At 59.7% G+C, this 13849-nt stretch carries 10 protein-coding genes and 1 tRNA gene; 3 read left to right on the forward strand and 8 right to left on the reverse strand.

Annotation, left to right across the window (positions count from 1 at the left end):
* Positions 1-104 precede the first annotated feature (104 nt).
* The 5 genes from CVM73_RS33610 to CVM73_RS33630 all read right to left on the reverse strand — a co-directional run bounded on the left by CVM73_RS33610 (position 105) and on the right by CVM73_RS33630 (position 8284).
* Positions 105-821, reverse strand: a complete 717-nt coding sequence (locus tag CVM73_RS33610) for a M48 family metallopeptidase (protein WP_100236063.1) — start codon at positions 819-821, stop codon at positions 105-107.
* Complete coding sequence (locus tag CVM73_RS33615) at positions 821-3907, reverse strand: type I restriction endonuclease subunit R (RefSeq protein ID WP_100236064.1); 3087 nt, start codon at positions 3905-3907, stop codon at positions 821-823. The genes CVM73_RS33610 and CVM73_RS33615 overlap by 1 nt, the downstream gene beginning before the upstream one ends.
* On the reverse strand, positions 3900-5171 hold the full coding sequence (locus CVM73_RS33620; RefSeq protein WP_146006701.1) for a restriction endonuclease subunit S: 1272 nt from the start codon (positions 5169-5171) through the stop codon (positions 3900-3902). The genes CVM73_RS33615 and CVM73_RS33620 overlap by 8 nt, the downstream gene beginning before the upstream one ends.
* The gene (locus tag CVM73_RS33625; RefSeq protein WP_100236065.1) at positions 5168-7609 is read right to left on the reverse strand and encodes an N-6 DNA methylase; all 2442 of its coding nucleotides are present in this window, start codon (positions 7607-7609) and stop codon (positions 5168-5170) included. The genes CVM73_RS33620 and CVM73_RS33625 overlap by 4 nt, the downstream gene beginning before the upstream one ends.
* A gap of 585 nt (positions 7610-8194) precedes the next feature.
* Positions 8195-8284: transfer RNA gene (locus CVM73_RS33630), tRNA-Ser, on the reverse strand.
* A 194-nt stretch (positions 8285-8478) separates the two neighbouring features.
* Here CVM73_RS33630 and CVM73_RS33635 point away from each other — a divergent pair.
* Positions 8479-8820 carry a hypothetical protein gene (locus CVM73_RS33635; RefSeq protein WP_100236066.1) on the forward strand — a complete coding sequence of 114 codons (342 nt, stop codon included), beginning with the start codon at positions 8479-8481 and terminating at the stop codon, positions 8818-8820.
* A gap of 238 nt (positions 8821-9058) precedes the next feature.
* On the opposite strand, the gene CVM73_RS33645 is transcribed toward CVM73_RS33635, so the two are convergent.
* Positions 9059-10522: a trehalose-6-phosphate synthase gene (locus tag CVM73_RS33645; RefSeq protein ID WP_167407210.1), complete on the reverse strand. Its 1464-nt coding sequence runs from the start codon at positions 10520-10522 to the stop codon at positions 9059-9061.
* On the opposite strand from CVM73_RS33645, the gene CVM73_RS40535 reads away from it, so the two are divergent.
* Positions 10467-10724 (forward strand): hypothetical protein, encoded by a 258-nt coding sequence (locus CVM73_RS40535; protein WP_167407208.1) that lies wholly within the window; start codon positions 10467-10469, stop codon positions 10722-10724. The genes CVM73_RS33645 and CVM73_RS40535 overlap by 56 nt on opposite strands.
* A 36-nt stretch (positions 10725-10760) precedes the next feature.
* On the opposite strand, the gene otsB is transcribed toward CVM73_RS40535, so the two are convergent.
* Together otsB and CVM73_RS33655 are read right to left on the reverse strand one after the other, a co-directional pair.
* A complete protein-coding gene (gene otsB, locus CVM73_RS33650; protein WP_100236068.1) occupies positions 10761-11579 on the reverse strand; it encodes a trehalose-phosphatase in 819 nt (272 codons plus the stop codon).
* 4 nt (positions 11580-11583) lie between these two features.
* Complete coding sequence (locus CVM73_RS33655) at positions 11584-13071, reverse strand: MFS transporter (protein ID WP_100236069.1); 1488 nt, start codon at positions 13069-13071, stop codon at positions 11584-11586.
* Positions 13072-13254: 183 nt separating this feature from the next.
* Here CVM73_RS33655 and CVM73_RS33660 point away from each other — a divergent pair, with 183 nt between their 5' ends.
* Positions 13255-13644, forward strand: a complete 390-nt coding sequence (locus CVM73_RS33660; RefSeq protein WP_100236070.1) for a DUF3175 domain-containing protein — start codon at positions 13255-13257, stop codon at positions 13642-13644.
* Positions 13645-13849: the final 205 nt, after the last annotated feature.

Below are 13849 nucleotides of genomic sequence, written 5' to 3' on the forward strand. Positions count from 1 at the left end.
CGCGAGCTAGCCTCCTACATGCTGGGCAGATTCGCAAATCGAATGTTATGGAATTTGCGCGCCTGCTAAGCTCGTCATCTGGCTATTACCCAACGCAGAAAGCCTCATTCATTCCAGGCCTCTGCCGTTAGCGGCAACTCGTTGAGTTCCGCCCTGGCTTCGCGCCAGGTAGGATAGTGTTCCTCAAGGATCGAGATGAAACGATCACTGTGAGTGGGTTCGATAAGGTGAACCATCTCGTGGACGATCACATATTCCAGAAGATCTTTTGGCTTCTTCACCAACTCGGTGTTTAGACGAATGTGACCAGCTCGGTGATTACAGCTACCCCACTTGGTCTTCATCCGCTGCAGGAAGTAGCCTCGAACATCCACCTTGAGCCTTTGCTCCCATCTCTCAATAACGGGCGGCACTTGCTTATGGAGCAAGGTCTTATGCCACTCATGCATAACGTCAGCCCGCTTGGCGGCGTTACTTCCGGGGCGCACGGTCAGAATCATTCGCCTATGGTCAAGGGAGACATACGGTTTGCAGTCGGCGTGCACAACCGTGAGAAGGTGGCGCCGTCCCCACAGAAAGTGGCTCTCCCGATTGACAAATTTCCGCGGCGTCTCCCGAGCCTGAGCCGCCAATTTCTGTCGTTGCTCACGAATCCAGCCGAGCTTAGAGATCGCGTAAGCCCGCGCCACTTCCAGCCGCGTGGCAGTCGGGGCTACCAGGGTCACACGGCCATGCGGCGGATGTACAGAAAGGTGGACGTTCTTGATCCCTTTCCGCGTCACCGCGATAGAGATTTCTCCGAGTTCGATTTTTTCTGTCATCAGTAGCCGGGCTGGTTCTTGATGATCTCGAAAATGCTCTGCGTCGCCAAGCGATCCCGCCCCATGATCGGAAAAAGCGCGTTCAATACCTGCTTCTCCCTGATCTCGTCGCCCTTCCAAGCTGCCGGTGCACGCTCACGCATGGCCTGATCAACGTCTAGCGCGAGTTTCGCCTTGCCGTTCTCGTCAGGCGGACACTGGAAGGTCATCGCTGGCAGACTGGCCAGATTGTTGAAGAGCACGGTGGCCTCAGGCTTACCATGAAGAACGGCCGGGATGCTGCCAGCCGAACCTTTCTTCCCCAATTGGACCACCAACTGCTCGGCTTTTCTTAGGAACTCCTCGTACGCTGCTGCGTCTGTCCGGCTCTGCCTGATCAGATCGTCGAGCAGTTTCGACATTTCCTCGTAGAAGCGCGGGTCCGTGAGCTGATCGCGGATGATTGTCTTGCGGACGTTGTTGATAATGCCCTCAGCAATGGCATTTTTGGACAATTTCCCCTTCTCGTTCAACTTGCGCGCGATGGCATCGTGAATGCCCGTCTCAATGATCAATTCGGTCAGCGACAGCGAGTTAAGATTTCCAAGATCGTCCGCCGGATCCGCCTGAATGTAGGTATTGATGAGGTGGCGCATATCGGATTCAAAAGGCTTGATATCCAATTCCTCGCCTGAGTGCCGTTTGATGGCGGCGCGTGTATCGCTGTAAACTTGAGTTTCTTGCACCAGAGCGGTGATCTCAGCGGCTGAATATCCCGCTTCTCCAAGATTCTGGGCGATGTCTGCATAAGTACGCAGAAAGGTCGCGACGGCCTTATAGAAAGCGACCCGTAACGGCTCGGTCTCGACGAGAGCATTCGCACTGCTGGCATCACCGCAGAAATATTGAAGGTACTGCTCCATCTCGCGCGGCTGCGCCACGGGCTCGCACAAATAGCGAAGCGCCTCGCGAGCGGCATCGAGCTGCGCCTTGCCCTCGACAAGCCAATCCTTGACGATTACGTTGCCATCTTTGCCGTCAACATCGATGTCGAGTTCATCGGAGCTATAGACGGCGATGGAGTTCTGCACGTCCTGGAACAGCTCCTTAAAATCCACGATGTAGCCGAAATCCTTGTCGTCGCCGTCAAGCCGGTTAGTTCGGCAGATCGCCTGGAACAGGTTGTGGTCGTGCAGCTCGTTGTCGAGATAAATGTAAGTGCAGCTCGGGGCGTCAAATCCGGTCAACAGCTTACTGACGACGATCAACAGCTTGCAATTGGCGGGCTCCTCGATGAAGCGCCGCTTGGTCTCATCCTCATAAGCTTTGGTCGTCTGGCCGTTCTTGAGGACATGCTTGGTGTAGGTGTCGAACTTGTAACGCTCATCGCTATTCGCAGGCTCGCGTGAGATCGCGTTGTGGTTTGGCTCAAACGACGTGATGATGCCGCAATATTGGCCGAACGATGTATTCTGGAAAAGACGGTAGTAATGGCATGCGTCGTAGATCGACGCCGCCACCAGGATGGCGGTGCCGCGGTCATTGTCGAGCCGCGGCTTCACGCCGAAATCATGGATGATGCTCGCGATGATGCGTTGCTTGCGCTCGCCCGAACTCATCAGCTCTTCCATTGTCGCCCATCGCTTTCGCAGGACAGCACGTTGAAAGTTGTTTAGCGCCTTTGTTTTTTGCTCGAACCAAGCATCGATGGCCTTCCGTGACGTGAGCCGCTGCGGCACATCTCGGGCTTCATATTTGAGATCGAGCACCACCTTGTCTGCAACCGCATCCTGAAATTTGTAAGTGTGGATGTAGGTGCCGAAGACTTCGCTGGTCGTCTGCTTGTCCTTGCGCAGGAGCGGCGTACCGGTAAATCCGATGAAGATCGCATTTTCCAGCCAGCGCTTCATTTGCTTGTTCATGTCGCCGCCCTGGGTGCGGTGGCATTCATCGACAAAGACGTAAAAGCGTCCGTGCGTCGGCGGCGGCGGTATCGAGAGGTCCGGTTGGAATTTATGCAGCAGCGCGCAAAGCAGCCGAGGGATCGGCGCACCTAGTTTCTCGACAAATTCGCGCCGTGACGTGATCCGAGGCGACGGTGCGTTTGCGCCAATTACGTTGGCGTTGCGCATCACGCCTTCGATCTGTTTATCTAATTCGTCGCGATCAGTGACGATGAGGATGCGGGCCTCAGGGTCGTGCTCCAGCAGCCACTTGGCGATAAGCACCATCAGGATGCTCTTGCCACTCCCCTGGGTGTGCCAAATGACGCCCCCTTCTTTCTTTTCGATGCGCGCCTGCGCCGCCTTGACGCCATGGAATTGATGCACGCGGGGCACTTTCTTTCTGCCCCCGTCGAAAATGACGAAATTACGGATCAGGTCGAGCAGCCGGCTCTTTTCGCACATCTCCGCGAGCGGCCTATCGAGCAGCGAGCCTGCCGCCAGCGGCATCTTGTCGGCAGCGGCCTTCCATTCCACGAAGAACTTCGCCTCGGTAGTGACGGTGCCGTAACGCAGCCCCTGCGAGTCGTTGCCGGCGAAGACCAACTGGACGGTGCTGAAGAACCCTTTGTTGAAAATCTCTTCCTGATTGGTTTCGAGTTGCCGGATGCCATCGGCCAGCTCCACTGAACCACGCTTCAGTTCGATCATCCCGATGGCGATGCCGTTCAAGTAAAGTACGATATCGGGCCGCCGCTGATAGCCGCCGCGCAGGGTCACCTCTTCAGCCAAGGCGAAGTCGTTCGCCCCCGGACACTCCCAATCCACCAGATGGACCGTCTCGTGGGGCTGCCCGACGGCGGTTTGCACCGGCACGCCATAGCGCAGTAACTGATATGTTCGCAGGTTGGCCTGATAGAGGGTGATACCGGTGGCGTCGGCGGCCGCCTCCAGCTTTTGTAGGGCGGCAGCAATATGTACGTCGGTATAGCCTCGTGCCTTCAAATTCTCGCGCAGCAGTGCGGTCTCGATAGGGCGATTGTTCTCTCGTTTATGCCACTCCCCGAGATAGCGGTAACCGAGGCAATCAGGCCGCGCCGTGTCGGTGAACAGACTGATGACGCGGTTCTGGGTGTGGCGTTCGGAGCGAGGTTGATCAGACATGAACTTCTCTTGGTGAAACGAGTCGTGTCCTTCCAGTAAGGAGTTCCTGCATCATGCCTTGCTTGAGAGCCAGCGTCTTGTCCCGGCGACGCTCTAATCCGACTAGCTCGGCGTCCATTTCGCTCAGCACTTCGGCGATGGCGGCTTGCTCAGCGAGTGTAGGCGGCATCGCGATCTCAAAATTCTGAATATCAGCAGAACTGATATGAGGGATAGCGGTTACGGTCTTCACAGAGTCACAATAGTCGACGAAGCGTCTGCTTCCGACGATCTGAGTCAGGTAGCTGACATCGATCGTCTTGGACCTAATGCGAGCTACTCGCTGTAGAAGCATTGCGGGTAGATCGCTTTCCCTGAGTCTCGCGTAACTTCTGCCAACGAGCGAGCCATCCATTGCGATGACCAAATCACCCGCTCGCAGCTGGTAACGCTGAAGTTCAGGCGTTATCGCCGGCCAATGCTGCACCAGCTCCTCAGTCCAGTCCGTTTTGCCTCGTTTGACATTTGATCCGCGAAGAAGCCGGATACCGGAGTCCGAATATTTGCCACTCGGAAAAGGAAACCCGGTAAGTAGGTCGATATGATTGGCCAGACGTTTCATTTCCCAATCGCCCTGAAAACCAGGAAGGCGGCTTTCGCCAGTAAGGAGCTGCTGCATCGCCGCCTGTTTGAGGTCGCGCTTCTTAGCGATGAGCCGATCAAGCGCTCGCAGCAAATTGTCTATGTCGTTCAACGCCTCTGCGATAGCACGTTGTTCCGTGAGGGATGGAAGAGGGGCGAGAACGCGCCCGAGATTTTGCTGGCCGACATTGGCGCGAACGGCGCCCTGCCCCATTGGGATGATCTGAGCGCGGATAAAGGGAGCGCGAAGAGCATAGCCGGAGTAAACAGGGTCCAGCCGCTGATCGAGCGGTCGCCCGCGAATAACGAATCCTCCAAACACAACACGTTCGGTCCCTAGGTAGGTTGCTGCTAATGCCACCTCTTCTTGCGTTTCTGACGTACGGTTAAACAGGACATCTCCCCGGCGTACCGCATAGGAGGCAACAACCGACTCCGGCAACCTAACCTGCCCTGTGATTTCTGGGCCATATATATGTGAATACGTTATCGGCTCGAGGACATTGATGAAATAAACGCCTTGTCCATACGATGCTCTGTCGGCGTTGACCCCATTTCTGAACGCAAAGAGTTCGGCAAATGGCCGAACTTCCCAATCTTCAGGGATCACGCCTACCTCGGTCTGCTTATAACCGGGCTTCATCGGATTGCGACCTTACGGTGGGACGAAGCCAATAGCTTGGGCTCCATCTTGTGGATGTGTCCATCCACGCGGGCGGACAGGACCGCAACTTCATCGATGATCTGCGGCAATGGAGCGGCGTAGCGATCGGCAAGAAGTCGGATGCGACCTGTCAGTGTTTGCGAAACGCGATCCAGCTCGCCCTGTATGGCGGCAGCAAGCTTGGCTAGCCATTTGTCATCTATGACGAGCGCCTGAATTTCGGCCTCCGTCAGTTTTGGATATTTGTCATAAGCTAAACGATCGAGTGCAGCCTCGCTTTCGCGAATATTGCGCTTCAGGTCAGCTTCCTCGGTGCTGAGCTTTAGCCATTGCCAGAGAGCGGCAATTTCGTCCTTGGCGTCGCTATCGCCTCTGATTTCCCTGAGCCGTGCGGTGACTTCGGCCTTGGCGATCTTGTCCAGGGCACCAAAGAAACCCTCTTCGCCACCGTGTTCCTCCTCTAGCTCGGCCAAGCTGGCAGTGACAACGTCCAGCGCAGCCTGTTGTGCGTCGATGGCCGACTGCTCTTTGGGAAAATAGCGGGCAACGATGAGCGGCTTGGGGACGAGGTCACAGGTCCAACCTTTGTCCCTAGTCTTGCCCTTCTTGTCCGTTTCCACGTTGCGCGTGGGTTTCGCCACCCAGCCATCCGCGGCAATGATGTAGCAGTCGTCCTGCATGATCTCTGCCCAGTAGTCCATCAAGTGCTGATAGATCGTGTAAGCGTCGATCAGCGGCCGGCCTTCGGCGTGAGCAAGAAGGTTTTCGGCATGCTCACGGATGATTTCCTTCGGCAGGGAGTCGCGCTTGAGCTGGCGCAGGCTAACGGCTGCGGCAGCGTACCATTTCTTGAAATGAGCCTCCAACCCGGTGATGAAGGCAGCGAACTGTGGATGCTCGTGGATGGTCGCCTTGATCTGAGCGGCTTCGATGAGGAGGTCGTGATAGCCGGGGCGATTCACCTTGAACAACGCATCACGCAGCTCTGGGCAAATTGTCCAGTAGTCGCCGAGGGCATCGATGTCCCGCGTGGGGATGCCACCGTGCAGGTGGCCGCCGATATCCTGAATGTCTTCCGCTTCCAGGGTATCGATATATCGCGGCAGATTGAGATTGAAGTCGTTCTTCGCGATCTCGTCATGCGGCACAAGCCTGGAGTAGCTTGTATGTGTTTCCGCATTGGTAAAAACATCAACGATCTGATGGAGGTCGCGCTCACGCAGGCGGTTCTTGTTGCCGTCCTTGATGAAGTCCTTGCTGGCGTCAATCATGAAGACGCCCCTGCGGGCTGTGGCGTTTTCCTTGTCAATGACTAGGATGCAGGCGGGGATACCGGTGCCATAGAAGAGGTTGGCCGGCAGGCCGATGATTCCCTTGAGGTAACCCGAGCGCACGAGCTGGGTACGGATCACGGCTTCGGCGCCACCTCGAAACAGAACACCGTGTGGAAGAATGCAGGCGCCTTTGCCCGTGCTCTTGAGCGAACGGATGATGTGGAGCAGGTAGGCGTAGTCGCCCTGCTTGGCCGGCGGCTCGCCCCACTGGAAGCGCGCGAATGGGTCTGCAGACGGTGTCAGGCCTGTGCTCCAAGTCTTGTCGGAGAACGGCGGATTGGCCACCACATAATCATAGGTGCGGAGTTGCTGGCCGTCCTTAAACTTGGGTGCTGCGAGTGTGTTGCCAGACAGGATGTTAGCCGTCGGAAAGTCATGCAGGATCATGTTCATGCGGGCGAGACCAGCCGTGGTCACGTCCTTCTCCTGCCCCTCCAGCGTGATGTGCTTCCCTGCCTCGGCAGCGACCTTCAACAGAAGCGAGCCGGAGCCACAGGTGGGGTCATAGGCGGTGGTCGAAGCCACAGCATTTTGCGGCGAAATGCCGATAACTTTGGCGATGACCCGGCTGACTTCGGATGGGGTATAAAATTGCCCTTTGCTCTTGCCGCTCTCGGTGGCGAAGTGCCGCATCAAGTATTCGTAGGCATCACCGAGAATGTCGTCGTTATCCGCGCGGTTCTTCGAGAAATCGAGCTCCGGCTTCTGGAAGATGCCGATGAGATTGGTGAGGCGGTCCACCATCGCCTGCCCTTCGCCGAGCTTGTTCGGATCACTGAAATCCGGAAAGTCGGTGCGGGCGAGGCGCGAATTGGCGTCGATGAGCGGCTGGATAACCTGGGTGTTGATCTTGTCGCCGATGTCGCTCTTGCCCTTGAGAGCGATCATGTCCTTGAAGCTGGCGCCCTTCGGGATCGTGACAGGCGGAGCGAAGTCATCAGAGTCGCCGTATTTGTCGGAGACATACTTGATGAACAGCATGAACAGGACGTAGTCCTTGTACTGGCTGGCATCCATGCCTCCGCGCAGCTCATCACATGAAGCCCAAAGAGAGGAGTAGAGATCAGATTTTTTGATTGCCATGAGTGACGTTCGCCCCGCCTAGAATCGCAACGCTCAGCGATAGCACTGACGGAACTGCGTGCCCACGGCTTCCCTGGCCGGCCCCTCCGCTGAGTCGACTTTGAACGATAACTGAGAATGTCCGTAGAAGGAACGAATGAGACCTCAGAATTCTTGCCGCTGGCGCCATGGGATCGACTCTGAGGTCAGTCAAAGCCGCCGGTGAGTGCATTGTCGTCCCCTCGCCCGCACTGGCCGATCAAAGGCAACCTCGTCGTTCGTTGCCCCGAACAGAAATTTCGCCGAAGTCGCGGAATCTCATACCGCCGGCGTTAAGGGAAAGGGCCATACCGCACCAAGCCGAAAGGTCCTCATCGCTTGAGCGAGAGGGATCCAAACCGCCGCGCAGTCGAGCCATTGATTTTCTGAGAAATGCCGTACTAGACCGGTTTTGCGGGTTCAAAGATTCGGAGAAAATTCGGTTCTCCGGATTCATTCAGGCCCTTATTGGATGACCGCTGGGGGTTCTCCGCCCCCGGAAATGCAGGAAAACGGCCTAGTTTCTGGCCTGACTGCACCTCCAGGTACGAGATGATTTTGATGGGGTGGCGGAGAGAGTGGGATTCGAACCCACGGTACGGTTTCCCGCACACACGCTTTCCAAGCGTGCGCCTTAAGCCACTCGGCCATCTCTCCGGAGCGCCCTCTCTTGAAGGGGCGCCGATGATTTTGCAAGGGATCGCGGGGAAATCGGGTGAATTTTCCGCAACTTGTTGTATTTACGAGGGAATATCCGGCGCCGATCGACGCCTGCTGCACTGGACGGCTGAACCGCAGGCGGGTTTGGCGCGACGATTCACGTGAGAGCGCCAAACACGACCGGGGACGCCATGACCATCTGCAAGACCATCACCGCCTTAAGACTGATTTCGGCCCTTGGCTCCGCCCTTGCCGCCCCGGCCCTGGCCCAGGTCTGCACCCGCCAAGGCGTCGACGTCAGTTGCGACAACGGCCGGCGCGGGGTGCTTTCCGGCAACGCCATCATCTGGCCGGACGGCACGCGCTCGAGCTCGACGCCGCATCAGAGCGTCATCATCGGCAACAAGAGCTCGGTGCATGTCGGGCCCGGCGTGTTCGTCGGCCAGGGCAAGGGCGTGGTGCCCCTGGACGATCCCAACGCGCCGAACAAGCGGCAGTGCGCGATCCTGGATGGCGTGTCGTATTGCTATTGAGATCGACCTTCCTTCTCCCCTTGTCGTGAGAAGGTGGCGCGCGCCAGATGAGGGGTACCTCTTCACGCATTCGGTATCGTAGGGTGGGCAAAGCGAAGCGTGCCCACCATTTCTGTCGCGTGTTGGATCGATGGTGGGCACGGCGCAAGTGCGCCTTTGCCCACCCTACGATTCCGGATTCGCGGAGACATACCCCTCATCGTCTGCCGCAAGGGGAGAGGAGATAGCGCAAGCTTCCCTAGATCAACCGCACGCCCGAGATCGCCGATTTCAGCCAGCGCAGCGCCTGCGGCGGCTGGGCTGCGAGCGGGGCGACGGCGGCCTTCTCGGTGCGGCACTTCTCGAGCCCGGCGACGAAGTCGGCGGACCATTGCTGGATGGTGTGGCCGCGCAGCTTCTTCATCATCGCGTCCCAGCGCATCTTGCGCTCGGTGAGCTGCATCGCCGCGGCGACAGCGATCGCGCGGGCCATGCCGTCGATGTCGTGCGGATTGACCAGTAGTGCGGCGTCGAGCTCGTTGGCCGCGCCCGCGAACTTCGACAGCACCAGCACGCCGGGATCGGCCGGGTTTTGCGCGGCGACATATTCCTTGGCGACGAGGTTCATGCCGTCGTGCAGCGGCGTCACCACGCCGATCTGCGCGGTGCGATAGAGACCCGCGAGCACGGCCTGGCTGAAGCCTTTGTTCAAATAGCGGATCGGGGTCCAATCGACCTCGCCGTGGCGGCCGTTGACGTCGGTGACGAGGCGCGCGACCTCGTTCTGGAGATTGCCATAGGCCTCGATGCCGCCGCGCGAGGGGTTCGCGATCTGGAGCAGCGAGATGCCGCGCGCAAACTGCGGCTGTTCGGTCCAGAGCCGGTCGAATGCGCTGATGCGGTTGACGAGGCCCTTGGAATAGTCGAGCCGGTCGACGCCGATCGCAAGGCGCTCGCCGTTGAGGCTGCGGCGCAGGCGCGATACGTCAGGATGCGAGGCCGACTTCGCGGCATAGGCAGCGAACTTCCCCGCATCGATGCCGATCGGAAACACCTCACAGCGCGTGCGCCCATGCTGCGAGATCGCAACGCCGTCCTCGATGGCGAGGCCGAGCTCGCCGCCGACATAGCCAAGAAAATTCTGGCGATCTTCCTCGGTCTGGAAGCCGAGCAGATCGTAAGCCAGCATCGCCGTGATCAACTCGCGATGGTTGGGCACGCCCTGCATCACCGCGGCGACGGGCCACGGCGTATGCAGGAAGAAGCCAATGGGATCATCGACGCCGAGGTCGCGCAGCTCGGCGCCCAGCGCGAGGAAATGATAGTCCTGCACCCAGAACGCTGTCTTCGCTTTTCGAAAGCGCAGCAGGGCCCGCGCCATGAACGCGTTGACCTCGCGATAGCTGACATAATCCTCGCGCGAAACGCGGATCAAGTCGCTGCGCGAATGCAGCGCCGGCCACAGTGCCGAATTGGCGAAACCTTCGTAATAACCGCCGTAATGCGCCGCCGGCAAATCCAGCGTCGCAATCGCGCCTGTCCCGAGCGCCTCGATCTCGGCAAAGGGTTCCTTCTGATGGCCGTCACGCACCCGGCCGGAGGAACCGACCCAGATCGCACCAGAATGTTCCACAACAGGGAGCAATGCCGCCGCAAGGCCACCCGTCATGGGCTCGTTCGGTTTGCCGCGGGCGACGCGATTTGAAACGACGATCAAGTTCACAGGTCGTCCCCTCCTGTTCATTCCACCCCGTTTAACTGCCGTTCATCAATATGGTTCCGGATCATCGTTTCAACCAATTGAAACCAAAATCGGGCGTGCGCGCTGGAACTGGTTTCGCTTGCGGAACCCGGGAATTCCGCTGCAACGACAGCTTTTCCCGTTTCTGTTCCGCAGCATGCATTGCGGCGCGCAATGGCGCTGAGGGTATTTATGTCTGCGAGGTGGCGCTGCCTTTGTTTCACCTCGGATCGAGCAGGCGCGCCAGGAAGGCTCGCACATCGCTCGGCGCATCGAAGTGGCCATTCACGCCCATGGCGCGGCGGCCGACCGAGAAGGCCAGCCCGTCCATGTCGGGCATGATCGCGAACACCGTCTCATCGGTGACGTCGTCGCCGATGAATAATGGGCGTCGTCCGCTGAATGGCTCGTGCTTCATCAATTCGCGCACGCCGCTCGCCTTGGTGAAGCCGGAATGCTTGATCTCGCAGACGAACTTGCCCGGCAGCACCTCGATCGGCGCATTGGGCAGATCGGCGCGGATCAGCGAAACGGATTCGTAGATTGCCTTCTCCGCATGCGGCGCAAGGCGATAGTGCAGCGCGAGCGAATAGCCCTTGTCCTCGAGCAGGATGCCGGGGCTGAGCTTGGCGATGGCGGCAAGGCGCCGCTTCAACTCCTTGTCGAGCGGCGGCGCGTGCACATCATCCGCTTCACTGTCCACCGACAGCCGCATCTCCGCGCCGTGGCCGGCGACGGCGCGGAACACATCGGGCGCGAAGATCAGGTCGATGTCGTTGAGCGAGCGGCCGCTGACCAGCGCCAGCGCCCCGGAGGTGCGCTCGGTCAGATGCTTGAGCGTTTCCGACAGGCCCGGCGGCACCCACACCTCGCGCGGCGTCGGCATCAGGTCGAGCAGCGTGCCGTCGATGTCGAGCAGAATGGCGATTTCATCGAGATGCGGCACCAGCGCATGCGGCACCGGCACCGTTTCCGGCGTCTCGTCGTCCAGGATGGTGGGCTTCTGGTCCAACGCCATTTCCGCAAGTTCCGATTTCATCAGTCTACTCCATAAAGGCGAGCGGGCGCGCGACGTGTTCGAGCGATTTGCGCTCCGCGGAGACGGCATAGCGCCACGCCACGATCGCAGCCACGATCATCAGGACTGCCCCCAGCAAATAGCCGGCGAACACGCTGGTGCGTGATCCCGTATCGATCAGCGCGCCGAACAGCGCCGGCCCGATCACGCCGCCGATGCCGGTGCCGACGGCGTAGAACACAGCGATCGCCAGCGCGCGAACCTCCAAGGGAAAATTCTCGCTGACGGTGAGATAGGCCGCGCTCGCGGCGGGCGAAGCGAAGAAGAAGATCACCATCCAGGCGATGGTCTGCCCCTGCGCGCTCAGCACGCCGATCGAGAACAGATAGCCTGACAGCGCCAGCAATAGGCCCGATGCGCCATAGGTGAACACAATCATGGTGCGGCGGCCGAGCGTATCGAACAGGCGGCCGAGCAGCAGGGGCCCGAGGAAATTACCGGCAGCGAAGGGCAGCAGGTACCAGCCGACGTGATCGGCGCTGATGCCATAGAAATCGGTTAGCACCAGCGCGAAGGTGAAGAAGATGGCGTTGTAGAAGAACGCCTGCGCGCTCATCAGAACGAGGCCGACCAGCGCGCGCTGGCGATAGGCCGAGAACAGCGTGTGGACGACCTCGGCGATCGGCGTGTGATCGCGCATCTTCAAGCGGATCTTGGTGAAGCGCCCGTCGCTCGTATCCTGGTCATGCCCGATCACCGAGCGCTCGATCCCGTCGACGATGGCATGGGCCTCGTCGGGACGGCCATGGATCATCAGCCAGCGCGGACTTTCCGGGATCCACATTCGCATCAACAGCACGACGAGGCCGATGGCCGCGCCGATGAGATAGGCCAGGCGCCAGCCGAGATCGGGTCCGATCGTTGCGGGATCGAGCAGTACGATGGCTGCCACCGCGCCCATCGCAGCACCGATCCAGAAGCTGCCGTTGATGACGAGATCGGTCCAGCCGCGATAGCGAGCCGGCACCAGTTCCTGGATGGTCGAGTTGATCGCAGTGTATTCGCCGCCGATGCCGGCGCCGGTGAGGAAGCGAAACAGTGCGTAGCTCGCGACATCCCATGACAGCGCGGTCGCGGCCGTTGCCGAGAGATAAAGCGCAAGCGTGATGAAGAACAGCTTCTTGCGGCCGATGCGGTCGGTCAGCCAGCCGAAACCAAGCGCACCGAGCACGGCGCCCGCGAGATAGGCGGAGTTGGCGATGCCGAGATCGAGATTGGAGAAATGCAGCGACGGACTCTGCTTCAGCGCACCGGAGAGCGCGCCGGCCAGAGTCACCTCGAGCCCGTCGAGAATCCAGGTGATGCCCAGCGCGAGCACGACGCGGGTGTGAAAGCCGCTCCACGGCAGGGCGTCGAGCCGCGAGGGAATGCTGGTCTCGACGATACGGTCGGTCGCGGTCACCGCCGGGGCTACGGGTGCATAGTTCAGCGCTGGGTTTTGCTGCAATTCCATCGGGGTTGTTGCGTCTGATCAATGGAGGCGGCCCCGGTTCACAGGACGTGGACGGGGTCGGTCCGATCATGGGGGTGCGGCATACTGCCTGCCACTTGCGACAACGTTTGCGATGAGGCCCGGTTCCCACGGGAACAGGCTCCAAGGACACCCGTTTCCGATTGAGCTCCAAGGAGTTGACGCATGGCTCAGGTCAGAAAGACGACACATTCACGGAAGACAGGCGCGCGGAAGACAGGCGCGCGCAGCACCGCGCGTCGCAAGGCGAGCACGACGCGCAAGAGGTCAAGTCGCCGTGCAGCACCGAAGCGCTGGTCGCAGCGGGTGACGCAGGAGAGCGACGCGCTCGATCTCACGCGCGGCGTGTTCAAGCTCAGGGATCCCCGGAAGATCGCGGCCTCCCTGAAGCGCTCGGCCGAGCACAGCGCCCGCCGCAAGACCGGCGCCTACCGCTCCGCGCTGTCGATGCTGACGTTCTACATCAACCGCGCCGGCAAGACGCTGCCGAAGACGCAGCGCACACGGCTGGAGCGCGCGAAGGTCGAGCTGAAGCGGGCATTCGGAAGGGAGTGAGCCTCGCGCGCTTTTTTACTCCGCTGTCGTCCCGGACAAGCGGAGCCGCCGGCAACGCGCAGCGTTGTCGGGAGCGGAGCGCAGATCTACCGTCTTGCGTGTCAAGGGATCGATCGAACGCAGAGGATGCGGCATCGTGCTCGGTAGTCAAGGCGGCTGCGCCCCGCCTTTCGGCGGTGGCCTTCGGCCAGCCTTGACTATCTAC

The organism is Bradyrhizobium forestalis (assembly GCF_002795245.1).
GTDB lineage: Bacteria > Pseudomonadota > Alphaproteobacteria > Rhizobiales > Xanthobacteraceae > Bradyrhizobium > Bradyrhizobium forestalis.